Consider the following 21,378-nt stretch of genomic DNA (forward strand, 5'->3'; position numbering starts at 1 on the left):
AAGCTTACGTTAACGTAAAGGTGAACGTCCTCCCCTGGCGCGCCATCCACACAAAAACAACGCTCACATTAAGGTGCCCTTCCATGAGTTACCCGTCCCTGAACTTCGCCCTCGGTGAAACCATCGACATGCTGCGTGACCAGGTGCAGTCGTTCGTGGGCAAGGAAATCGCGCCCCGTGCGGCACAGATCGATATCGACAACCTGTTCCCAGCGGACCTGTGGCGCAAGTTCGGCGACATGGGCCTGTTAGGCATTACTGTGCCAGAAGAGTACGGCGGCGCCGGCCTGGGTTACCTGGCGCACGTGGTGGCCATGGAAGAAATCAGCCGCGGTTCGGCGTCGGTGGCCTTGTCCTATGGCGCGCACTCCAACCTGTGCGTGAACCAGATCAACCGCAACGGCAACCACGAACAGAAACTCAAGTACCTGCCCAAACTCATCAGCGGCGAACACGTCGGCGCGTTAGCCATGAGCGAGCCGAACGCCGGTTCCGATGTGGTCTCGATGAAACTGCGCGCGGATAAGCGCGGCGATCATTACGTGCTCAACGGCAGCAAGACCTGGATCACCAACGGCCCTGACGCCAGCACCTACGTGATCTACGCTAAGACCGACCTGGAAAAAGGTGCCCACGGCATCACCGCGTTTATCGTCGAGCGCGACTGCAAAGGCTTCAGCCGCAGCAACAAGTTCGACAAGCTAGGCATGCGCGGCTCCAACACCTGCGAACTGTTTTTCGATGACGTCGAAGTGCCCGAAGAAAACATCCTCGGTGTACTCAATGGCGGCGTGAAAGTGCTGATGAGCGGCCTGGACTACGAACGCGTGGTGCTTTCCGGTGGCCCCACCGGGATCATGCAGGCCTGCATGGACCTGATCGTGCCCTACATCCACGACCGCAAGCAGTTCGGCCAGAGCATCGGCGAATTCCAGCTGATCCAGGGCAAGGTCGCCGACATGTACACCCAACTCAACGCCAGCCGCGCCTATCTCTACGCGGTGGCCCAGGCCTGCGAACGTGGCGAAACCACGCGCAAGGATGCGGCCGGGGTGATCCTCTACAGCGCCGAACGCGCCACGCAAATGGCCCTCGATGCGATCCAGATTCTCGGTGGCAACGGCTACATCAACGAATTCCCTGCCGGGCGCCTGCTGCGCGATGCCAAGCTGTACGAAATCGGCGCCGGCACCAGTGAGATCCGCCGGATGCTGATCGGCCGCGAACTCTTTAACGAGACGAAATGAATTTCGTCAGCCGCAAGTGCCAAGCTTCAAGCTGCAAGAGGACCGCGTTTACTTGCAGCTTGTGGCTGACAGCTTGCAGTTCGTAGCTCGCAACGCCTACGGAGTAAGCCATGCTTTTACACACCCAGCTCAACCCACGATCGGCGGAGTTTGCCGCCAACAGCGCGGCGATGCGCCAACAGGTCGACGCCCTGCACAGCCTGCTCGCGCATGTGCAGCAAGGCGGCGGCGCCAAGGCTCAGGAACGGCACACGTCGCGCGGCAAATTGCTGCCACGCGAGCGCATCAACCGCCTTCTCGACCCAGGCTCGCCGTTTCTCGAGCTCAGCCAATTGGCCGCTTATCAGGTGTATGGCGAAGATGTGCCCGCCGCTGGCGTAATAGCCGGGATCGGCCGCGTGGAGGGCGTCGAATGCATGATCGTCGCCAACGATGCCACCGTAAAAGGCGGCTCCTACTACCCCCTGACTGTAAAAAAGCACCTGCGCGCGCAAACCATTGCCGAGCAGAATCGCCTGCCGTGCATTTACCTGGTGGACTCCGGCGGCGCCAACCTGCCACGTCAGGATGAAGTGTTTCCGGACCGCGAGCACTTCGGGCGGATCTTCTTCAACCAAGCCAATATGAGCGGCCAAGGCATCCCGCAGATTGCCGTGGTAATGGGCTCATGCACAGCCGGCGGTGCTTATGTGCCGGCGATGGCGGACGAGGCAATCATGGTGCGCAACCAGGCGACGATATTCCTCGCCGGACCGCCTTTGGTGAAGGCTGCCACCGGTGAAGTAGTCAGCGCCGAAGACCTCGGCGGTGCCGATGTGCACTGCAAGATCTCTGGCGTGGCCGACCACTACGCCGACAGCGATGAACACGCTCTGGCGCTGGCCCGGCGCAGCGTGGCCAACCTCAACTGGCGCAAGCAGGGCGAACTGTTGCAGCGCACGCCCGTAGCACCGCTTTACAGCTGCGAAGAGCTTTACGGTGTGATCCCGGCCGACGCCAAGCAGCCCTTTGACGTACGCGAAGTGATCGCACGGCTGGTCGACGGCTCGGTGTTCGATGAGTTCAAAGCACTGTTCGGTAACACGCTGGTGTGCGGCTTTGCGCACCTGCACGGCTACCCGATGGCGATACTGGCCAACAACGGGATTCTGTTTGCCGAGGCGGCGCAAAAAGGCGCGCACTTTATCGAGTTGGCCTGTCAGCGCGGCATTCCCCTGCTGTTCCTGCAGAACATCACCGGCTTTATGGTCGGGCAGAAATACGAAGCTGGCGGCATTGCCAAACACGGCGCCAAGCTGGTCACCGCAGTGGCCTGCGCCAAGGTGCCGAAGTTCACGGTGATCATCGGTGGCAGCTTTGGTGCCGGTAACTATGGCATGTGCGGCCGTGCCTATGACCCGCGTTTCTTGTGGATGTGGCCGAACGCACGCATCGGCGTGATGGGGGCCGAACAGGCGGCCGGCGTGCTGGTGCAGGTAAAACGTGAGCAGGCTGAACGCGCGGGCGTTGGTTTCACCGCCGAAGAAGAAGCCGCGATCAAGCAGCCAATCCTCGACCAGTACGAAACCCAGGGCCACCCCTACTATTCCAGCGCGCGCCTGTGGGACGACGGTGTCATCGATCCGCTGCAGACCCGTGACGTGCTGGCCCTGGCCTTGTCCGCCTCGCTGAACGCCCCCATCGAGCCGAGCCGCTTCGGCGTGTTCCGCATGTAAATGGAGCTGCACCCCATGAGCGATTTCAATACCCTCGAACTGATCACCGACAGCCGTGGCTTTGCCACGCTGTGGCTCAGTCGTGAAGCCAAGAACAACGCATTCAACGCCGAGATGATCCGCGAACTGATCATCGCCCTCGACCAGGTGCAAGGCGATCCGTCCTTGCGCTTTTTAGTCCTACGCGGGCGAGGCAAGCACTTCAGTGCCGGCGCAGACCTGGCCTGGATGCAGCAATCGGCCGAATTGGATTACCACACCAACCTGGACGACGCCCGCGAACTGGCGGAGCTGATGTACAACCTGGCCAAGCTGAAAATCCCGACACTGGCGGTGGTACAAGGCGCGGCCTACGGCGGCGCACTGGGCCTGATCAGTTGCTGCGACATGGCGATTGGCGCGGACGATGCGCAGTTCTGTCTGTCGGAAGTGCGCATTGGCTTGGCGCCGGCGGTGATCAGCCCGTTTGTGGTACAGGCCATTGGTGAACGCGCGGCACGGCGCTATGCGCTGACCGCTGAACGCTTCGGCGGCCAGCGCGCACGGGATATCGGTTTGCTGGCGGAGAGCTACCCAATCGACGCGCTGGACCAGCAGGTGGAGCAGTGGGTCGCCAACCTGTTGCAAAACAGCCCGGCGGCAATGCGTGCCAGCAAAGACTTGCTGCGCGAAGTCGGCAACGGCGCCCTCACCCCGGCCCTGCGCCGCTATTGCGAAAATGCGATTGCGCGCATTCGCGTCAGTGCCGAGGGCCAGGAAGGTTTGCGCGCCTTCCTGCAAAAACGTCCACCGAGCTGGCAGCCACAGGAGCCGCGTTCATGAGCCCACTCACGACCCTGCTGGTCGCCAATCGTGGCGAGATCGCTTGCCGCGTGATGCGCACCGCCAAGGCCATGGGCCTGAAAACCGTGGCCGTACACAGCGCCACCGACCGCGATGCGCGACATAGCCGCGAGGCAGATATCCGTGTCGACCTGGGCGGCAGCAAGGCCACTGACAGCTACCTGCAAATCGATAAACTGATCGCCGCCGCCCAGGCCAGTGGCGCCCAGGCAATTCACCCAGGCTATGGTTTTCTGTCGGAGAACGCCGGGTTTGCCCGCGCGATTGAAGCCGCCGGCTTGATCTTCCTCGGGCCGCCCGCCTCGGCCATCGATGCCATGGGCAGCAAGTCGGCCGCAAAGGCGTTGATGGAAACCGCCGGCGTGCCGCTGGTGCCGGGTTATCACGGCGAGGCCCAGGACTTGGAAACCTTCCGCGCGGCCTGCGAGCGTATCGGCTACCCCGTACTGCTCAAGGCCACGGCCGGTGGCGGTGGCAAAGGCATGAAGGTGGTCGAGGACGTCAGCCAACTGGCCGAGGCCCTGGCCTCGGCACAACGTGAGGCGCTGTCGTCCTTCGGCAACGGGCAGATGCTGGTTGAAAAATACCTGCTCAAGCCGCGTCACGTGGAGATCCAGGTGTTTGCCGATCAGCATGGGCATTGCCTGTACCTCAATGAACGGGATTGCTCGATCCAGCGGCGCCACCAAAAAGTCGTCGAGGAAGCGCCGGCTCCAGGCTTGAGTGTTGAACAACGCAAAGCCATGGGCGAAGCCGCTGTGCGTGCGGCCCAGGCCATCGGGTATGTCGGCGCAGGTACCGTGGAGTTTTTGCTGGACGCTCGCGGTGAGTTCTTCTTCATGGAGATGAACACGCGTCTGCAGGTGGAGCATCCGGTGACCGAGGCGATTACGGGCCTCGACCTGGTGGCCTGGCAGATTCGTGTCGCTCAGGGCGAGGCGCTGCCGATCACCCAGGAGCAGGTGCCGCTGATCGGCCATGCGATCGAAGTACGCCTGTATGCCGAGGACCCGGCCAATGATTTCCTGCCCGCCACCGGGCACCTGACGCTGTACCGCGAACCCGCGTCGGGCGCTGGCCGCCGCGTGGACAGCGGTGTCGAGCAAGGCGATAGCGTGTCGCCCTACTACGACCCGATGCTGGGCAAGCTGATTGCCTGGGGCGAGGACCGTGAACAGGCGCGCCTGCGCCTGCTGGGCATGCTGGATGAGTTTGCCGTGGGTGGCCTGAAGACCAACCTGGGCTTTTTGCGGCGCATTATCGGGCATCCGGCGTTTGCGGCAGCCGAGTTGGATACCGGCTTTATTCCGCGCTATCAGGATGAGCTGCTGCCGACACCTGGCGAACTGAGCAATGATTTCTGGCAGGCAGCGGGCGCGGCGTTCATACAGACCTTGCCGGCCGGTGACGGGCCTTGGGCAGATAAGCGAGGCTTTCGTGCCGGTTTACCTGCCGAGGTTTCGCTGCATTTGAGCTGCAATGGTCAGGATCGGCTGGTGACACTCGCTGCCGATACCGCGCAATTGCGCGGTGAACAGTTGTTGATCGAGCACCAGGGCGTGCGCCTTGGCCATCTGGCTGTGCGCCACGACCGCACGGTGTACCTGCGTTGGGACGGCGAGGTGCATGCCGTCAGCCTGTTTGACCCGATTGCAGCGGTCGACGCCAGCGGCGCTCATCAAGGTGGCCTTACGGCACCGATGAACGGCAGCATCGTGCGCGTGCTGGTGCAGGTCGGGGACAACGTGGAGGCCGGCACGCAACTGGTGGTGCTGGAGGCTATGAAGATGGAACACAGCATTCGCGCGCCCCAGGCTGGAGTGGTCAAGGCGCTGTTCTGCCAGGAAGGCGAAATGGTTGCCGAAGGTTGCGCGTTGGTGGAGCTGGAAACAAAGGTCTAGAACTTTGCCGTGGCCTGCACAACGACGCCAAGAATGCGGCAATCGCCGGTGAACTGCCGTTTCGGGTAAGTCGGATTGAGCGGCACCAGATAGAGCTGGCCGCTCTCTTCCTGCAGCTGACGGAAGGTCGCCTGGGGGCTATCGGCCCATTGGGCGACCACCAGCTTGCCGGGCTCGGCGGTAATGGCCGGATCGACCAGAATCATCATGCCCGCACTCACGCTGAGCCCGCTGGGTGCCGTCATGGCATCGCTTGTGACCGGCAGCCAAAAGGCATCGCCGTGGGCATGATAATCCGTCAACTCGAAGCGGGCGGTACCATAAGGCGTTCGCTCTTCGCGGATTTCGCACAGCCCTTTCCAGTCGCTGACCGGATAGCGGAAATACGGGTTGTAGTTTTTCTCCGGAGGCACTTCATCGGCCCGCTCGCGAATATCCAGCGCGACCTCCAGGTAGCCCAGGCCCAACGCCGCCAATACCCGGTTCATGTCCGCCAGGCTGGGTGCACGGCGCTTGTTGAGCCAATGGCCCACGCCCCCCTGGGACATGCCCAAGCGTTCAGCCAACTCACCTTGCGTGACCTTGCGGTCTTCCATGTTGGCCTTGACCAACGCGATCCAGTTATCCATGGGGCTGACAATACGTCACGTAGTTTTCAGGGCAATAAACAGTTTGTAGTAATCCATAAAACGACATAAATACGATACGTACTATCATCGGACATAAGGTTTTCGACACCCACCCAGAGTACCGCCCCTTATGACGACAAGCCCGCTTCTCCTGCCTGAAATCCCGGAAGACGATGAATTGCACGACCTGCGCAGCAGCGGTGCTGCCAAGCGTGCGTTGGACTTTTACTTGAAAGAGGATATGTCGACATCAACCCCTGAAGAGGCCTTGTTTGCCATCAATGCAGGCATCAGCCAGGAGGACGCCCTGGTGCACGCCTCGGAGCTGTTGCGCAGCGCTGCGGCCACGGCCTATGCATCAGCGAGCAGCCATCAGGGCAGTCATCGTGACATGGCGTTTTCAGTGGTGTATTTGATCGATATGGCGAAGGCGATGGTGGAGCGGTCGTTGCAAGTGCCAGAGGCTCAAGCGAATAGATAACTGGCGGTTAGAAAAAATATTTCTATCCCAAGGATAAAAACATTTGACTTGCAAATGATAATGATTATTATTGGGCCTAGCTGATCGCGAGATCAGTCGATAGAACAAGGGACCTTAGGTCGGACTCTTGGAATATCTCCTCATCAGGCTAATCACGGTTTTTGACCCGGCTCTTTGGCCGGGTCTTTTTTTTGCCAGTTTCCCTGGCGTGGCTTCAGGCTAATGAAGACTGTGTGCGACTTGATGGCGCGCATGGTAGCAAACGACCATCGCCAAAAGAAAGCCAGCGGATAGCTCTAGCCCACATCTTTGCGAATTAGCGCTTGAGAATCAATCTCATAGATTCTAAGCTGCCGCGGCGTCAAGGACGACGCCCCCTCCCTCTCGCAACAATTTTGCATCCGATCTTTACCAGACTCCTGTGTAATATAGCCGCCACAACACTCATATTCAGGCAACCAGACTATGACCGTGGCCTTGACCTCCATCAAAATCAGCACCGACTTCGACAGTGGCAATATCCAGGTACTGGATGCCCACGATGCCTATCAGTTGTTGCTGGCAATCAAACCCGATACATGCAGCGCGCATTACCAATGGTTCCACTTCAAGGCCGAAGGCATGCATGTGGGCCACACCCATACCTTTCGCCTGAGCAACGCCGGACAGTCCTCCTACCCCAACGCATGGAGCGGCTACAACGCCGTGGCGTCCTACGACCACATCAATTGGTTTAGGGTACCTTCGCGATTTGATGGAGAAATCCTGCATATCAGCCTCGAGACCCGCGAAAAACATGCCTGGCTCGCCTATTTCGAACCCTATAGCCGCGAGCGTCACGACTGGCTGATCGAGCAGGCCCTGAACCGCACTGGCACCCAACTGCTGGCCACCGGTAAAAGTGTTGAAGGCCGTGATATCCAGCTGTTACGGCGGGGTAAAGGGGGCGAAGGCCGGCGCAAGATCTGGATCATCGCTCAACAGCACCCCGGCGAGCACATGGCCGAATGGTTTATGGAAGGCATCATCGAACGCCTGCAACAGGACGGCGACGATGAGATGAAAAAGCTGCTGAAAGTCGCCGACCTGTATCTGGTGCCCAACATGAACCCGGACGGCGCCTTCCACGGCCACCTGCGCACCAACGCCATGGGCCAGGACCTCAACCGCGCCTGGCAGAGCGCCAGCCAGGAGAACAGCCCGGAAGTGCTGTTCGTGCAGCAACAAATGGAAAAGTACGGCGTTGACCTGTTCCTCGATATCCACGGCGACGAGGAAATCCCCTACGTATTCACCGCTGGCTGTGAAGGCAACCCCGGCTATACCCCGCGCATCGAGGCGCTGGAAGAACATTTCCGCAGCCACTTGAGTGGCCTGACCCGCGACTTCCAGACGACCTACGGCTATACCCGCGACCTGCCGGGAGAAGCCAACATGAGCCTGGCCTGCAACGCGGTAGGCGAGCAATACGACTGCCTGTCCCTGACCCTGGAAATGCCCTTCAAGGACAACGACGACGCCCCCAACCCGCACACCGGTTGGTCAGGTAAACGCTCGATGCAGTTGGGCAAGGATGTGTTGAGCACCGTCGCCTCTATCGTCGACGAACTGCGTTAAACCGACTCGGCGGGCACCCGCCGACAATCCTCGGGCCCCAGCAAGCGTCCATCCGCGGAGCGCAATTCCAGCGCTCGCAGCGGCTCACCCTGGGCGCGGTCTACCATCACTGAATGCGCCTCGCCTGCCCCGTAGAAAAACCCTTCCCCCCACTGCCGTAACCCGATGATCACGTTGAACAGGCCTTGACCCTTTTCCGTGAGGGCGTACTCCTGATACGCACTACCATCCGACGCAGGCACGACCTCTAGCACGCCATGGTTCACCAGGCTGCGCAAGCGCGTGGACAGAATATTCTTGGCCATCCCCAAGCTGCGCTGGAATTCACTAAAGCGACGGATGCCATCAAACGCGTCGCGAATGATCAGCAACGACCAACCATCGCCAATGGCATCCAACGAACGCGCCACCGGGCATTCGGCACTTTCAAAACGGGTGAGGTTGACCATCAGGCTGCCTGTCTTGGATCAATAATGTGGTTGCAATATAAAACCGGAATCCTTACCGTGCAACTGGTTTCATTTTAGAACCACACAAGGATAAGCCGCATGCCCTCATCCCCCTTGAGCGGCGCCGTGGTGTTGCTGTTCGCCATCGCCTGTGGCCTGTCGGTGGCCAACGTCTACTACGCGCAGCCGCTGCTCGACGCCATGGCCGAGACCTTCGCCATGGATCACGCCACCGTTGGTATCATCATCGCCCTCACCCAGGTCGGCTATGGCGTGGGACTGTTGCTGCTGGTGCCTCTCGGGGATTTACTCAACCGGCGCAAACTGATCGTCACCCAACTGCTGCTTTCCACGCTCGCCGTGCTGGTGGTGGCGTTGTCTTGCAACAGTTTCTGGTTGCTGGCCGGCATGGTGCTCACCGGGCTGTTGGCCGTTATCGCCCAGGTGCTGGTGGCATTCGCGGCCCATCTGGCGTCGCCTGAACAGCGCGGGCACGTGGTCGGGCTGGTTACCAGCGGTATCGTGGTCGGCTTGCTGCTGGCGCGCTCGGTTTCAGGCGCCATGGCTGACCTGGCGGGTTGGCGTTCGGTGTACATGCTGTCGGCAGGCCTGACGTTATTGATGGCGATCCTGCTGTGGAGAGTGCTGCCAGGCACGGAGCAACCGCAGGCAACCGGCACCTATGGCGCGTTGATCCGCTCGGTTTTCAGCTTGTTCAAAGAGGAAAAAGTCCTGCGTGACCGCGCCGTGCTGGCGATGCTGATTTTCGCCGCCGGCACCGTCCTGTGGACGCCAATGGTATTGCCCTTGAGCGCCCCGCCGCTGTCGCTTTCGCACACGCAGGTCGGCCTCTTCGGGCTCGCCGGTGCCGCCGGAGCCCTGGGTGCCGCGCACGCCGGACGCCTGGCCGACAAGGGCTTCGCCCAATGGGTCAGCGGCACGGCACTGCTGCTCATGCTGCTCTCTTGGGTTGCCATCGGTTTTACCCAATCGTCTCTGTGGGCACTGTCGCTGGGGGTGATTGTGTTCGACCTGGGCTTGCAGGCCGTGCACGTCACCAGCCAAAGCCTGATCTATGCGGTACGCCCCGATGCACAGAGTCGGCTGGTGGCGGGTTACATGGTGTTTTACTCAGTAGGCAGTGCGGTGGGATCGGTCAGTGCCACGGCGATGTATGCCTGGGCCGGGTGGATCGGGGTGTGCGGCCTGGGCGCGGCGATGAACCTGCTGGCATTGATCTACTGGCTGACCACACTGCCCCCGAAACCGGTCTCAGTCTTTGCTGCCGGTCATGCTTTGAAGCACGCCGTCACGGCGAATCAGCCCATGGAACAGCGCCGCCGCCAGGTGCAACAACACGGTGAGGAATAGCAGATAGGCCAGGAACCCATGGGCCTTGCGCAGCACCGCAAACAAAGGCGCATTTGCCCCCACCAGCGCCGGCAGCTGCACTGAACTGCTAAGCATCACCGGGTCGCCCGCCGCCGAAATCATCGCCCAACCCAGCAGCGGCAACACCAGCATCAAGGCATACAGCACCAGGTGAGACGCCTTGGCTGCCAACACTTGCCACAGCGGTACGTCGGCGGGCAACGGTGGTTGGCGCGTGGAGAAGCGCACCACCAGCCGCACGATCACCAGCGCCAGAATCGCGATACCCAGCGGCTTGTGCAGGTGGATCAACCATTCATGCCGCTGCGAAACCGACGCCGCCAGGCCCGCGCCGATAAACAGCATGGCGATGACCATCAGCGCCATGAGCCAGTGCAGCAGGCGCGCCAGGGGGGCGAAAAACCGTGGTTGGTCATTCATGGCTTCGACTCCTGAGGGGCGCTGCGCAACGGGCTGACTTCACCGGCGCGGCGCAGGTACGAACTGGCATACGCCGCCGAACGTGCCGCGAGCAACGGGTCATTGGAGGCTTCGATGCCACTGGGCAGAATCAGCGGGTCGAAGTTGATATCGCGGCAATCGCCATCGGCCTGAGCCTGGCTGCTTTGCAGCACCAGGGTGCCGGCATTGATGACTTTATGCTCGCCGGTCCAGGTCTTGCTCGCATCGTCCAGCGGGTCACCGGGATTGGCCAAGGTGATGTTCAACTGCCAACGCAACGGTCCAGCGGACAGGCGTCGCACCAGGTCTTTTTCCAGGAAATCGCTGCCCGCAGGTGAGGTATCGCCCGCTGCATCCTGACGCTGTGGCACCACGCCCCAACGCACGGCCTGGCGCTTGCCATCGGCGCCCACCAGGTAAAACGCGTTGATACCGTTGTAGGTTTCGGTCGCATAACTGGCGGAAGGCTTGGCGGTCTTGACCCACGCCAGGAACGGCGCCGTCTCGGGATGAGCCGCAAAGAACGCTGGCATGCTCGCCGGGTTGGGCTTGCCGGTGGAAGGCTCCGGCGCACCGGCCTTGAGCATCTGGTAGAACGCCTCGGGCGTACCCACCGGGAACACTGGCATGCTGTTCATGCCGGTGCGCCACTGCTGGCCGTTGGATTGGCTAAATTGCACGGCAAAGCTGCGGATCGGCACACTGCTGTCCGGCGCATAAGGGTTGCCGCTGGGCAAGGCAAACCGGCCGATCAGCGGGGTCTTGGCCTCGTTGAACACCTGGGCACTGGAGTAGGCACGCGCCTCGGGGCTGCTCTCGAAATAGCCGGCCACGCACACGCCCTTGGCATGGTTACGCCGGAAGCCTGGGTGGACACCGTTGTTGGTTTCCAAGGCATTGACCAGGGTTTTCGGACGCAAGCGCTGTGGGTCGAGGGTGCCATTGACGTAGGCAAATGCCCCCGCCATAACCGCAACCACGGCTCCGATACCCGCCAGGCGCGCGATCAGGCTCGACGTGCTCAAGGGGGGACGGGGCGGTGATGAGTGATCTACCATGAAGAAACTCCAGGGCCAAAGGCCGTAGGGGTGAACATAAGGTCGGAGCATTAAGACGAACGCCGATTGGCTCTATTCCCAGGCCTTGGATTTATTTCCCGGCAAGGGGGAATAACCTTCATCGCCGCACGTCTCTCTAGTCCCAGCGTAGTGAACAGCCAGCTCCCCATGCATGAACTCGACGAACCGTTACGTGAACTCATCCCCAGGCTGCGGCGCTTTGCCGTGTCCCTGACGCGTAACACCAGCAGCGCCGACGACCTGGTGCAGTCGACCCTGGAACGAGCGATCATCAGTTGGGCCGACAAACGCGTCGAAGGCGACTTGCGCGCGTGGCTGTTCTCGATCCTCTATCGGCAGTTCCTCGACACCCACCGCCGCACACGGCGCTACGCACGCATGCTGGAAGTCTTTACCGGGCGTGATGATGCACAGCCGTCGGTCGAACGTACGGTGATCGCCCAGTCAACCCTGCAAGCCTTCGATCAACTCAACACCGAGCAGCGTGCCCTGCTGCTGTGGGTCTCGGTCGAAGGCTTGAGCTACAAGGAAGTCGCCGAGATCCTCGATGTCCCCATCGGTACCGTAATGTCGCGCCTGTCCCGGGCACGCCAAGCCCTGCGTCAACTCAGTGATGGCGAAATTGCCAGCCCTTCCCTGCGGATACTCAAATGATCAGCCTGCCCCCCAGCGAACGCGATTTGCATGCCTACGTCGATCACCAACTGCTGGAAAGTGATCGCCGTGTCCTGGAAACCTATCTGGCGGCCCATCCGGACGTCGCCGCCCAGGTCCACGCCTGGCAGCACGACGCGCAATTGCTGCGCGCCGCATTGGGCGGTGCCCTGCAACAGCCGGCTAACCCGGACCTGGACCCAGCACTGATTCGCCAGCGCATCAAGCGCCAATCGCGCCGCCATTTCGCTACGGCAGCCATGCTATTGATCGCCGTCAGCCTCGGTGGCCTGGGTGGCTGGCACGCCCGTGAAGCCACTCAGCCGCCTCTGTTGCCGATGGCCGATGCGATGCAAGCCTTCCGCCTGTTTGCCCAGGACGGCATCATGCCCGCCGACTACAAGGTTCAGGGCGACGGCACGATGCAGGCTTGGCTAGACCGCTACTTCAACCAGGCGCACCGCCTGCCTGACCTGAGCGCATCGGGCTTCAGGCCGGTCAGCGGGCGCCTGCTCACTACCGAGCAAGGTGCCGCCGCCATGGTGCTCTACGAAGACCCGCAAGGGCGGCGCATCAGTTTCTACATCCGCCCGCCTGGCCCGGATAACGGTTTCCTGCCCAGTGGCAGCCGCCGCGCCGATGGCTTGCAGGCCCAATACTGGTCGGGCGCTGGCTACAACTATGCGGTGGTCAGCCCCGTGGGCCAGCCGACCCCGCAGATGCTGAAGTTCTAGAAGCCCACGCCCAACACGATGCTATCGAGCTAGGTGCCGCCCAGCGGCACCTAGCTCTATTGGTCAAATCGCGGCGGGCGCCCTACAGTAAGCGACCACTGAAATACAGAGTGACTTGCATTGGCCGTGCTTCCCCTTATCCGTCGCCTCCTCGGTAAAAGAACCGACAGCCTCGACGACTCGCCCATCCCTGCATTCTTTCAGCAAAAAGCCGAGCAACAGGGCTTTACCCTGAGCAGCGGCCAAACCCGCGCCATTGCCGCCCTGGCCCGTGAAACCAAGACCCTGCTCGCCGGCCAGCCCACCCGCAGCCTGTATTTGCACGGGTCGGTGGGCCGCGGCAAAAGCTGGCTGCTGGATGGCTTTTTTCAGGCGTTGCCGATTACCGAGAAGCAACGTGTGCACTTCCATGACTTTTTTGCCCAACTGCATCGCGGCATGTTCAAGCATCGCGGGCAAGACGATGCCCTGGTCTTGACCCTGGATGAACTGCTGACGGACTGCCGGGTGCTGTGTTTCGACGAATTCCACGTCCACGACATCGGCGATGCCATGTTGATATCTCGGCTGTTCAAGGCCCTGTTCGGACGCGGTGTGCTGGTGCTGGTAACGTCCAACTATGCGCCGCAAGACTTGCTACCCAACCCCCTGTATCACGAGCGCTTCAAGCCGGTGATCGACCTGATCGCCGCGCGTATGGAGGTGCTGGAAGTCAGCTCGCCCCAGGATTTTCGCAGCCTGCCCCAGACTCGGAGCGTGCAACGCTTTACCAGCGGTCACTACGTCTGGCCGGGGACCGCGAGCCAGCGCGAAGCACTCGGTTTGACCGCTGTAGACTGCACGCCTCAGCCCTTGCCCGTCGGCACTCGAACCTTGATATGTCGCCGCCATACAGGCCGCTCCATTGCCTTCACCTTCAACGACCTGTGCGAACAGTTGACGGCAGTGATGGACTACTTGCTGCTCTGCCAGGACTACGATGACTGGATCATCGACGGCCTGCCACAACTGGCGGAGTGCCCGATTGCCGTGCAGCAGCGATTCATCAATCTGGTGGACGTACTCTACGACCGGGACAAGCAACTGATTCTGATCGGCGAGCAGCCCCTCAACCTTGCCTTGGGTGGCAAAGCCATCGACCTCGCCCGCACCGCCAGCCGTCTCGGACAATTGCAACAGGCCGGCCCGCAACACTCGCGCGACCCGGTATCATGAACGCCATTCACGCCACCTTGCCGAGTGACTGCGCCGTTCATGAATACCCTCGCCCAACTCAAGGCCGGCCAACTGGCCGGTATCACGCGGCTGGACCTGTCCTGTGGACTGACCGAATTCCCCCGGGAAATTTTTGAACTGGCCGACTCGCTGGAGATCCTCAACCTCAGCGGTAACGCCCTGAGCAGCCTGCCCGACGACCTGCACCGCCTGCCTCACCTGCGCGTGCTGTTTTGCTCGGATAACCTCTTTACTGAACTGCCAGCCTGCCTGGGCGAATGCACGAGACTGAGCATGATCGGCTTCAAGGCCAACCAGATCCGCCACGTGCCTGCCGCCGCGTTGCCGCCGTTGTTGCGCTGGCTGATCCTGACCGATAACTGCATCAGCCAATTGCCCGACGAACTGGGCAAGCGCCCGCTGCTGCAAAAGCTGATGCTGGCCGGCAATCACCTGGTGCACCTGCCGGAGAGCCTGGCCCACTGCCACAACCTCGAATTGCTGCGCATCGCCTCCAACCGCCTCACCCAGCTGCCGGAATGGCTACTGGCCCTGCCAAGCCTGACCTGGCTGGCCTATGCCGGTAACCCGGTGGAAATGGCGATGGAGGTGGCAGGTGATGACGCCACCCCCAATATTCCCTGGTCCGACCTGGAACTGGCCGAAGTCCTCGGTGAAGGCGCTTCCGGCGTTATCCGCAAAGCGCTGTGGAAACCGTCAGGCAAACCCGTCGCAGTCAAACTCTATAAAGGCACCATCACCAGCGACGGCTCACCGTTGCACGAAATGCAAGCCTGCATCGCCGCCGGGTTGCACCCCAACCTGATCACGGTAGAAGGCCGCGTTATCGGCCATCCTGATGACCAGGCCGCATTGGTGATGGACCTGATCGACCCGAGCTACCGCAACCTTGCAGCCCTGCCGAGCCTGGCCTCGTGCACCCGGGATATCTACGAATCGGGCATGCGCCTCAGTCTTGAAGTGGCCTTGCGCATGGCACGGGGCATCGCTTCGGTGACTGCGCATTTGCACCGTCATGGCATTACCCATGGCGACCTCTACGGCCACAATATTTTATGGAATGAAGCGGGTGATTGCCTGCTGGGGGACTTTGGCGCGGCGTCGTTCCATGCCACGGCAGGCACCCTGGAAACCAAGGCGTTGCAGCGCATTGAAGTGCGGGCGTTCGGCGTGTTGCTGGGGGAGTTGTTGGAGCGGGTTGAGGAGCGGGTGAACAGCGAATTGATGACGCTGCAAGAAAGCTGCTGTCAGCCTGATGTACTGGCGCGGCCAGGGTTCGAGGAAATCGAAGCACTGCTGAACCGGGACTGAAACTCGATTCAAATGTGGGAGCTGGCTTGCCTGCGATGAGCTCGTGTCATTCACTTTTTCAGTGACTGATACACCGCTATCGCAGGCAAGCCAGCCCACACTTTTTACCGCGTTTCAGCCAGCCAGACCGACGAACATATCCTGCACGTCATCATGGTTGTCCAGGCCTTCCAGGAAGGCTTCGACTTCGGCCATCTGCTCGGCGCTCAAACCGCTCACCGGGTTTTTCGAGAGGTAACCCAGCTTGGCCGACAGCACGGTGAAACCCTGCTCCGGCAAGGCCTTTTGTACGGCGTCCAGGTCGGTGGTTTCGGTGATGAACAGGGTGGTGCCCTCTTCTTCGCCGTCTTCGAAATCCTGGGCCCCGGCTTCAATCGCGGCCATTTCCGGATCGGCGTCCGGGCTGTCCGGCGAGGCTTCGATCAGGCCGACGTGGTTGAAGTCCCACGCCACGGAGCCGGAGGCACCCAGTTGACCCTTGCGGAACGCCACACGGATTTCAGCCACGGTGCGGTTGATGTTGTCGGTCACGCACTCGACGATAAGCGGCACCTGGTGCGGGGCGAACCCTTCGTAGGTGACACGGTGGTATTGCACGGTTTCGCCGAGCAGACCGGCGCCTTTCTTGATCGCGCGTTCCAGGGTTTCCTTGGGCATCGAGGCCTTTTTGGCCTGTTCCACCACCAGACGCAGGTGGGCGTTGGTCGCGGTGTCGGCGCCGTTGCGGGCGGCGATGGTGATTTCTTTCACCAGCTTGCCGAAGATCTTGCCCTTGGCATTGGATGCCGCTTCTTTATGTTTGACTTTCCACTGTGCGCCCATGACTCACTCTCTTTTCGTCCATCGCGCCGAAACGTCTACTGGCCGGCGCTTTGGGGGCAGAGTTTATAGCGCAAGAACGCATCGTTCCACCAAAAAACCGTCAGGGTGCCAACTCGAAAAATGCCTGAGTCAAGCGCAATGAGCGCCGCCGCTCCATGCAGCCAAGCATGTGGTGATTCAGCAGCCCTTCGCCCTGGATCGGCACGGCGCACACGCGCGGGTCGGGGCTGACTTCCATCGACGACACCACGCCTACGCCCAATTCGGCAGCAACGGCCTCGGTCACCGCCTCACGGCTGTCGAGTTCCAGCAGCACCTTGGGCTGTACACCGGCAGCCAGGCAGGCGGCATCGAAGGTGCGCCGGGTGATGGAGCTGGGCTCGCGCAGCACCATGATCACGTCGTTGAGCTGATCCAGGCGGATACCCTTGGGCAGGGTCGCCCAGGGGTGACTGGCAGGCACCAGCGCGCAGATCCGCGACGCGCTCAGGGGTAGCAGATGCAGGCCATTACGCGGCTCCACTTCGGTGAGTACCGCCACATCCGCATGCTCGGACAACAACGCAGCCAGGGTTTCCTGGGCGTTGCCCAAGCGCAGGTTGACGGTAATCCCAGGGTAACGCGCGCGCAGGCTGGCGATCATCGGCATCACCAGATGCGGGCCGTCCGCCGCCACTTCCAGGCGCCCGGTGAGCAATTGCCGGTTGGCCTCCAGCATCGCCTGCGCTTCATCCACCAGGCCGAAGATCGCCCGCGTGATCGCCGCCAGGCGCGCGCCCTCCTGCGTCACCTCTACCCGACGTGCGGTACGCCGCAGCAACGGGATCTGGTAGTGCTCTTCCAGAGCCTTGATATGCCCGGTTACCGCCGGTTGGCTGATGAACAGCCGCGCCGCCGCACGGGTAAAACTGCCTTCGCGGGCCACGGCATCGAATGCGCGCAATTGAAAAAGATTCATAGCTATCGGCCTCACTGATAGCTCGCATAACAACAAACAATTTGATTGATGACAAGCCAAACTGCAATTTAGGCGCCGTAGCTTCAGCCCCCGATGCCTTGCGAGAATTTGAGATGACCACCGCGCCGATCCTGCTGACCCCTGGCCCCCTGACCACCTCCGCCCGGACCCGTCAGGCAATGATGGTGGATTGGGGTTCATGGGATGACCGTTTCAACCAGCTCACCGCCAGTGCGTGCGAACACCTGCTGGCGATTCTCAACGGCGCCGACAGTCACCATTGCGTGCCATTGCAAGGCAGCGGCACGTTCGCTGTCGAAGCCGCCATCGGCACCCTCGTACCGCGCAACGCCAAGGTGCTGGTGCTGATCAACGGTGCCTATGGCAAGCGCCTGGCCCGGATCTGCGAAGTGCTCGGCCGCGATTTCAGCACCTTTGAAACCGCCGAAGACAAACCGACCACCGCCGCCGACGTCGACCGGCTGCTGCAGGCCGACAAGGCCATCACCCACGTCGCGCTGATCCACTGCGAAACCAGCACCGGTATTCTCAACCCACTGCCGCAAATCGCCCAAGTCATTAAAAACCACGGCAAGCGCCTGATCATCGACGCCATGAGTTCCTTTGGTGCGCTGCCGATCGACGCCCGAGAAGTGCCGTTCGACGCTCTGATTGCCGCCTCCGGCAAATGCCTGGAAGGCGTGCCGGGGATGGGTTTTGTCTTCGCCGAAAAAACCGCGCTGGCCGCGGCCCAAGGCAACTGCCATTCCCTGGCGATGGACCTGTTTGACCAGCACAGCTACATGGCCAAGACCGGCCAATGGCGCTTCACCCCGCCGACCCACGTGGTCGCAGCCCTTCACGAAGCGCTGCTGCAGTACGTTGAAGAAGGCGGCCTGCCCGCGCGCCATCAACGCTATGCACGCAACTGCCAGGTGCTGCTGGATGGCATGGCCGAACTGGGCCTGCGCAGCTTCCTACCGGCGGCGATCCAGGCGCCGATCATCGTCACCTTCCACGCTCCGCAACACCCGCGCTATCAATTCAAGGATTTTTACGAACGAGTCAAGGCGAAGGGTTTCATCCTGTATCCGGGCAAATTGACCCAGGTGGAAACCTTTCGCGTGGGCTGCATCGGCCATGTCGATGCCACCGATATGAACGCCGCCGTCACCGCCATTGGCGAAGTACTGCAAGCCATGGGCATCACCCTCTCTTCCTTCGGAACACACGCATGAACTACCAGAACCCCAACGCCCTGCAAGCTGTGATCCTCGACTGGGCCGGCACCGTGGTCGACTTCGGCTCCTTCGCACCCACGCAGATTTTTGTCGAAGCCTTTGCCGAATTCGACGTGCAAGTCTCCATCGAAGAAGCCCGTGGCCCGATGGGGATGGGCAAGTGGGACCACATCCGCACCCTGTGCGACCAGCCGCAGGTCGCCGAACGCTACCGCAAAGCCTTCGGCCGCACGCCGAGCGATGACGACGTAACCGCTATCTACCAACGCTTCATGCCATTGCAGATCGAGAAGATCGCCGAGCACTCGACGCTTATTCCCGGTGCCCTCGACACCATCGCACGGCTGCGCGTGCAAGGCATAAAGATCGGTTCCTGCTCCGGCTACCCCAAACAAGTGATGGATAAAGTCGTCGCACTGGCGGCCACCAACGGTTATATCGCCGATCATGTAGTGGCCACCGATGAAGTGCCCAATGGTCGCCCCTGGCCAGCCCAGGCGCTGGCTAATGTGATCGCGCTGGGTATCGATGATGTGGCAGCGTGCGTAAAGGTTGACGACACGGTGCCGGGTATCCTCGAAGGCCGCCGCGCCGGTATGTGGACCGTTGCCCTGACCTGTTCCGGCAACGCACTGGGATTGACCTACGCGCAGTTCAGCGCCCTTGACGCCGCCACTTTGGCCAGCGAGCGCAAGCGCGTCGAAGCGATGTTCGAAGGCTCGCGCCCGCACTACCTGATCGACACCATCAACGACCTGCCTTCGGTGATCGCCGACATCAATGCGCGCCTGGCGCGTGGGGAAATGCCGCAGAGCCACTGACCGAGGTCAAGAAAAGCGCAGTCGCACCGCGTAAAACGCACAAAACAGGCTTACATTAAAAGGACTTCGTCATTAAAGAACGGAGGTCTGACCTGATAAGTGAGGAACACAGCGATGCCGTGGAAAAACTCCGATACGCGCTACAGCACCCTGTCGATCGCGTTGCACTGGTTGATGGTGGTGCTGCTGGCAGTGGTCTACGCCTGCATTGAACTGCGCGGCCAGTTTCCGAAAGGCAGCGGTGCGCGAACGTTGATCGTCGAAATGCACTTTATGTTTGGCCTTACCGTGTTTGTGCTGGTGTGGCTGCGGTTGTTTGCGCGCAGCCTGGGCGTCGCACCGAAGATCCTACCTGCACCGCCACAATGGCAGCGTTTGCTGGCTACGCTGATGCATGTCGCGTTGTATGCGTTGATGATCGGCATGCCGATTGCCGGTTGGCTGATTGTCAGTGCCGAGGGGCATTCGGTGAGTTTCTATGGCATGGAGTTGCCGCCGTTGATTGGCGAGAACAAGGACCTCGCCAATCAGATTGAAGGCTGGCATGTCTGGTTCGGCAAGGTCGGTTATTGGCTGATCGGGCTGCATGCACTGGCGGGAATTGCTCACCATTACATCCTGCGGGATAACACGGCGTTGCGGATGATACCGGGTCGGTTTGCTCGCGATGGGGTTGCGTCAGTCAGCAAATCTGCCAAATGACACGCCCCCTTCGCGAGCAAGCCCGCTCCCACATTTTTGACCAAGCACGCCCCAAACGATCTCGGTCGGCTGTCAGACCGCCTGGCTTTTGATTTTGATCTGAGGCGCCCCGTCAACCACGCTGGCCGAACGCAGGCAAGCCAGCTCCCACAGGGGTTCTGTGTCAGGCATTGAACCCTCGACAGCCCTGCAGGCCGCCGGTGTGGACGAAGATCAGGCGTGTGCCGGGGGAGAAGCGCCCGGCTTCGATCTGCAGCTTCAACGCCAGTAACGCCTTGCCGGTGTAGAGCGGCTCCAATGGCAACCCGCAGGCTCGCTGCGTGGTGTCAATAAAGTCGAGCAGCAGCGGATCGACCTTGGCAAAACCACCTCGGCTAGCGTCCAACAATTCATAACCGCCCTGCACGATAGCGTCGACGTTCTGCGTTACGCCGTGATCGTCCGGCACCGCCATGGCGCCATACACCAAGCGCGCGCCCGCCTCTGCCAGCACCAGGCCGGCCAATGTGGTGCCAGTGCCCGCAGCTAACCACCAAGCGTCGTAATCGGCCCACCCCCGCGCGGGCAATTGCGCCCGCACCTGCTCGACCAACACGGAGCAACCCAATGCACCCGCACTACCACCGCCGCCTTCAGGCACGGGATGCAGATGGGGATACTGCTCACGCCACGGCAGCCAAAAGTCCGGTTCATGGCGCGCGCGGTAGCCGCCATAACCCAGCCAATGCAATTGCATGCCAAAAGCCTTCAAGTCGAGGACAGTAGGGGTGTCTTGTGGATGCCCGCGCAGCAGGCCTACGGTAGGGAAGTCAAAACGCTTGCCGGCAGCGGCTAACGCGTGCAAATGGTTGGAGTAAGCGCCGCCCAGGCTGATGATGCCGCGGGCGTTTTGCGCCTGCGCTAGATGCCCGCTGAGCTTGAACCATTTGTTGCCACTGATCAGCGGGTCGATACAATCCAGGCGCAACACGGCCAGCTCGACCCCTTGCAGCCAATCCAGCTGCAAGGGTTCAAGCGGTGCGCGGGGAAACCAATCGAAGGGGCCCATCGGGAAACATCTGCATGAAAAATGGGGCGGTAGTCTAACACCGCCCCGTTTGGGTTC

21 protein-coding genes are annotated in these 21,378 nt (G+C 61.2%); 14 read left to right on the forward strand and 7 right to left on the reverse strand.

Translation table 11 applies throughout. The features are described from left to right. The first annotated feature begins 83 nt into the window (after positions 1-83). From AACY44_RS15270 to AACY44_RS15285, 4 genes are all read left to right on the forward strand, one after another. Positions 84-1,247, forward strand: coding sequence for an isovaleryl-CoA dehydrogenase (locus tag AACY44_RS15270; protein WP_339427851.1), 1,164 nt, complete (start codon positions 84-86; stop codon positions 1,245-1,247). 110 nt (positions 1,248-1,357) lie between these two features. Then, on the forward strand, positions 1,358-2,962 hold the full coding sequence (locus AACY44_RS15275; protein WP_339530562.1) for a carboxyl transferase domain-containing protein: 1,605 nt from the start codon (positions 1,358-1,360) through the stop codon (positions 2,960-2,962). A gap of 15 nt (positions 2,963-2,977) precedes the next feature. Then, positions 2,978-3,784 (forward strand): gamma-carboxygeranoyl-CoA hydratase, encoded by an 807-nt coding sequence (locus AACY44_RS15280; protein WP_339417945.1) that lies wholly within the window; start codon positions 2,978-2,980, stop codon positions 3,782-3,784. Continuing rightward, positions 3,781-5,706: an acetyl/propionyl/methylcrotonyl-CoA carboxylase subunit alpha gene (locus tag AACY44_RS15285; protein WP_339530564.1), complete on the forward strand. Its 1,926-nt coding sequence runs from the start codon at positions 3,781-3,783 to the stop codon at positions 5,704-5,706. The genes AACY44_RS15280 and AACY44_RS15285 overlap by 4 nt, the downstream gene beginning before the upstream one ends. Here AACY44_RS15285 and AACY44_RS15290 read toward each other — a convergent pair. Beyond that, entirely contained in the window at positions 5,703-6,335 is a 633-nt protein-coding gene (locus AACY44_RS15290; protein ID WP_339417949.1) for a LexA family protein, read from the reverse strand. The two genes, AACY44_RS15285 and AACY44_RS15290, sit on opposite strands and share 4 nt — an antisense overlap. 130 nt (positions 6,336-6,465) lie before the next feature. Here AACY44_RS15290 and AACY44_RS15295 point away from each other — a divergent pair, with 130 nt between their 5' ends. Together AACY44_RS15295 and AACY44_RS15300 are read left to right on the forward strand one after the other, a co-directional pair. Then, positions 6,466-6,816, forward strand: coding sequence for a DUF6124 family protein (locus AACY44_RS15295; RefSeq protein ID WP_339417951.1), 351 nt, complete (start codon positions 6,466-6,468; stop codon positions 6,814-6,816). 465 nt (positions 6,817-7,281) lie between these two features. Beyond that, positions 7,282-8,433: a M14 family metallopeptidase gene (locus tag AACY44_RS15300; protein WP_339417952.1), complete on the forward strand. Its 1,152-nt coding sequence runs from the start codon at positions 7,282-7,284 to the stop codon at positions 8,431-8,433. On the opposite strand, the gene AACY44_RS15305 is transcribed toward AACY44_RS15300, so the two are convergent. Then, positions 8,430-8,882 (reverse strand): winged helix-turn-helix transcriptional regulator, encoded by a 453-nt coding sequence (locus tag AACY44_RS15305; RefSeq protein ID WP_339417953.1) that lies wholly within the window; start codon positions 8,880-8,882, stop codon positions 8,430-8,432. The two genes, AACY44_RS15300 and AACY44_RS15305, sit on opposite strands and share 4 nt — an antisense overlap. 99 nt (positions 8,883-8,981) lie before the next feature. On the opposite strand from AACY44_RS15305, the gene AACY44_RS15310 reads away from it, so the two are divergent. After that, on the forward strand, positions 8,982-10,253 hold the full coding sequence (locus AACY44_RS15310) for an MFS transporter (protein WP_339438289.1): 1,272 nt from the start codon (positions 8,982-8,984) through the stop codon (positions 10,251-10,253). Here the strand turns inward: AACY44_RS15310 and AACY44_RS15315 are convergent. After that, the gene (locus tag AACY44_RS15315) at positions 10,155-10,694 is read right to left on the reverse strand and encodes a cytochrome b (protein WP_339417956.1); all 540 of its coding nucleotides are present in this window, start codon (positions 10,692-10,694) and stop codon (positions 10,155-10,157) included. The two genes, AACY44_RS15310 and AACY44_RS15315, sit on opposite strands and share 99 nt — an antisense overlap. Then, positions 10,691-11,773, reverse strand: a complete 1,083-nt coding sequence (locus AACY44_RS15320) for a catalase family peroxidase (protein ID WP_339530567.1) — start codon at positions 11,771-11,773, stop codon at positions 10,691-10,693. The genes AACY44_RS15315 and AACY44_RS15320 overlap by 4 nt, the downstream gene beginning before the upstream one ends. Before the next feature lie 168 nt (positions 11,774-11,941). Between AACY44_RS15320 and AACY44_RS15325 the strand changes: the two genes are divergently transcribed. The 4 genes from AACY44_RS15325 (at position 11,942) to AACY44_RS15340 (ending at position 15,729) form a co-directional block, all read left to right on the forward strand. After that, positions 11,942-12,448, forward strand: coding sequence for a sigma-70 family RNA polymerase sigma factor (locus tag AACY44_RS15325; RefSeq protein ID WP_339530568.1), 507 nt, complete (start codon positions 11,942-11,944; stop codon positions 12,446-12,448). Continuing rightward, positions 12,445-13,182 (forward strand): anti-sigma factor family protein, encoded by a 738-nt coding sequence (locus AACY44_RS15330; protein WP_339417959.1) that lies wholly within the window; start codon positions 12,445-12,447, stop codon positions 13,180-13,182. The genes AACY44_RS15325 and AACY44_RS15330 overlap by 4 nt, the downstream gene beginning before the upstream one ends. A 120-nt stretch (positions 13,183-13,302) precedes the next feature. After that, positions 13,303-14,397 carry a cell division protein ZapE gene (gene zapE / locus AACY44_RS15335; RefSeq protein WP_339417961.1) on the forward strand — a complete coding sequence of 365 codons (1,095 nt, stop codon included), beginning with the start codon at positions 13,303-13,305 and terminating at the stop codon, positions 14,395-14,397. A gap of 39 nt (positions 14,398-14,436) precedes the next feature. Then, on the forward strand, positions 14,437-15,729 hold the full coding sequence (locus AACY44_RS15340) for a protein kinase (protein WP_339417963.1): 1,293 nt from the start codon (positions 14,437-14,439) through the stop codon (positions 15,727-15,729). Between the two features lie 114 nt (positions 15,730-15,843). On the opposite strand, the gene AACY44_RS15345 is transcribed toward AACY44_RS15340, so the two are convergent. Beyond that, positions 15,844-16,551: a YebC/PmpR family DNA-binding transcriptional regulator gene (locus tag AACY44_RS15345; protein WP_049712595.1), complete on the reverse strand. Its 708-nt coding sequence runs from the start codon at positions 16,549-16,551 to the stop codon at positions 15,844-15,846. A 100-nt stretch (positions 16,552-16,651) separates the two neighbouring features. Further along, on the reverse strand, positions 16,652-17,509 hold the full coding sequence (locus AACY44_RS15350) for a LysR substrate-binding domain-containing protein (RefSeq protein WP_339417967.1): 858 nt from the start codon (positions 17,507-17,509) through the stop codon (positions 16,652-16,654). Between the two features lie 113 nt (positions 17,510-17,622). Here AACY44_RS15350 and AACY44_RS15355 point away from each other — a divergent pair, with 113 nt between their 5' ends. From AACY44_RS15355 to AACY44_RS15365, 3 genes are all read left to right on the forward strand, one after another. Beyond that, positions 17,623-18,747: a 2-aminoethylphosphonate--pyruvate transaminase gene (locus tag AACY44_RS15355; protein WP_339427855.1), complete on the forward strand. Its 1,125-nt coding sequence runs from the start codon at positions 17,623-17,625 to the stop codon at positions 18,745-18,747. Beyond that, positions 18,744-19,571, forward strand: a complete 828-nt coding sequence (gene phnX, locus AACY44_RS15360; protein WP_339417970.1) for a phosphonoacetaldehyde hydrolase — start codon at positions 18,744-18,746, stop codon at positions 19,569-19,571. Before AACY44_RS15355 ends, phnX begins: the two co-directional genes overlap by 4 nt. Positions 19,572-19,685: 114 nt before the next feature. Beyond that, positions 19,686-20,273, forward strand: a complete 588-nt coding sequence (locus tag AACY44_RS15365; RefSeq protein ID WP_339427856.1) for a cytochrome b — start codon at positions 19,686-19,688, stop codon at positions 20,271-20,273. Between the two features lie 163 nt (positions 20,274-20,436). Here AACY44_RS15365 and AACY44_RS15370 read toward each other — a convergent pair whose 3' ends face one another. Next, positions 20,437-21,321 carry a 1-aminocyclopropane-1-carboxylate deaminase/D-cysteine desulfhydrase gene (locus AACY44_RS15370; protein WP_339417973.1) on the reverse strand — a complete coding sequence of 295 codons (885 nt, stop codon included), beginning with the start codon at positions 21,319-21,321 and terminating at the stop codon, positions 20,437-20,439. Positions 21,322-21,378 lie beyond the last annotated feature (57 nt).

The sequence above is a fragment of the Pseudomonas sp. RA_15y_Pfl1_P11 genome (genome assembly GCF_963970975.1).
GTDB classification, from domain to species: Bacteria; Pseudomonadota; Gammaproteobacteria; order Pseudomonadales; family Pseudomonadaceae; genus Aquipseudomonas; species Aquipseudomonas tritici.

What these genes read in the sequence shown, in the direction of transcription:
- AACY44_RS15270 (WP_339427851.1), top strand. Translation starts at nt 84, where the DNA reads ATGAGTTACCCGTCCCTGAACTTCGCCCTCGGTGAAACCATCGACATG.
- AACY44_RS15275 (WP_339530562.1), top strand. Translation starts at nt 1,358, where the DNA reads ATGCTTTTACACACCCAGCTCAACCCACGATCGGCGGAGTTTGCCGCC.
- AACY44_RS15280 (WP_339417945.1), top strand. Translation starts at nt 2,978, where the DNA reads ATGAGCGATTTCAATACCCTCGAACTGATCACCGACAGCCGTGGCTTT.
- AACY44_RS15285 (WP_339530564.1), top strand. Translation starts at nt 3,781, where the DNA reads ATGAGCCCACTCACGACCCTGCTGGTCGCCAATCGTGGCGAGATCGCT.
- AACY44_RS15290 (WP_339417949.1), bottom strand. Translation starts at nt 6,335, where the DNA reads ATGGATAACTGGATCGCGTTGGTCAAGGCCAACATGGAAGACCGCAAG.
- AACY44_RS15295 (WP_339417951.1), top strand. Translation starts at nt 6,466, where the DNA reads ATGACGACAAGCCCGCTTCTCCTGCCTGAAATCCCGGAAGACGATGAA.
- AACY44_RS15300 (WP_339417952.1), top strand. Translation starts at nt 7,282, where the DNA reads ATGACCGTGGCCTTGACCTCCATCAAAATCAGCACCGACTTCGACAGT.
- AACY44_RS15305 (WP_339417953.1), bottom strand. Translation starts at nt 8,882, where the DNA reads ATGGTCAACCTCACCCGTTTTGAAAGTGCCGAATGCCCGGTGGCGCGT.
- AACY44_RS15310 (WP_339438289.1), top strand. Translation starts at nt 8,982, where the DNA reads ATGCCCTCATCCCCCTTGAGCGGCGCCGTGGTGTTGCTGTTCGCCATC.
- AACY44_RS15315 (WP_339417956.1), bottom strand. Translation starts at nt 10,694, where the DNA reads ATGAATGACCAACCACGGTTTTTCGCCCCCCTGGCGCGCCTGCTGCAC.
- AACY44_RS15320 (WP_339530567.1), bottom strand. Translation starts at nt 11,773, where the DNA reads ATGGTAGATCACTCATCACCGCCCCGTCCCCCCTTGAGCACGTCGAGC.
- AACY44_RS15325 (WP_339530568.1), top strand. Translation starts at nt 11,942, where the DNA reads ATGCATGAACTCGACGAACCGTTACGTGAACTCATCCCCAGGCTGCGG.
- AACY44_RS15330 (WP_339417959.1), top strand. Translation starts at nt 12,445, where the DNA reads ATGATCAGCCTGCCCCCCAGCGAACGCGATTTGCATGCCTACGTCGAT.
- AACY44_RS15340 (WP_339417963.1), top strand. Translation starts at nt 14,437, where the DNA reads ATGAATACCCTCGCCCAACTCAAGGCCGGCCAACTGGCCGGTATCACG.
- AACY44_RS15345 (WP_049712595.1), bottom strand. Translation starts at nt 16,551, where the DNA reads ATGGGCGCACAGTGGAAAGTCAAACATAAAGAAGCGGCATCCAATGCC.
- AACY44_RS15350 (WP_339417967.1), bottom strand. Translation starts at nt 17,509, where the DNA reads ATGAATCTTTTTCAATTGCGCGCATTCGATGCCGTGGCCCGCGAAGGC.
- AACY44_RS15355 (WP_339427855.1), top strand. Translation starts at nt 17,623, where the DNA reads ATGACCACCGCGCCGATCCTGCTGACCCCTGGCCCCCTGACCACCTCC.
- phnX (WP_339417970.1), top strand. Translation starts at nt 18,744, where the DNA reads ATGAACTACCAGAACCCCAACGCCCTGCAAGCTGTGATCCTCGACTGG.
- AACY44_RS15365 (WP_339427856.1), top strand. Translation starts at nt 19,686, where the DNA reads ATGCCGTGGAAAAACTCCGATACGCGCTACAGCACCCTGTCGATCGCG.
- AACY44_RS15370 (WP_339417973.1), bottom strand. Translation starts at nt 21,321, where the DNA reads ATGGGCCCCTTCGATTGGTTTCCCCGCGCACCGCTTGAACCCTTGCAG.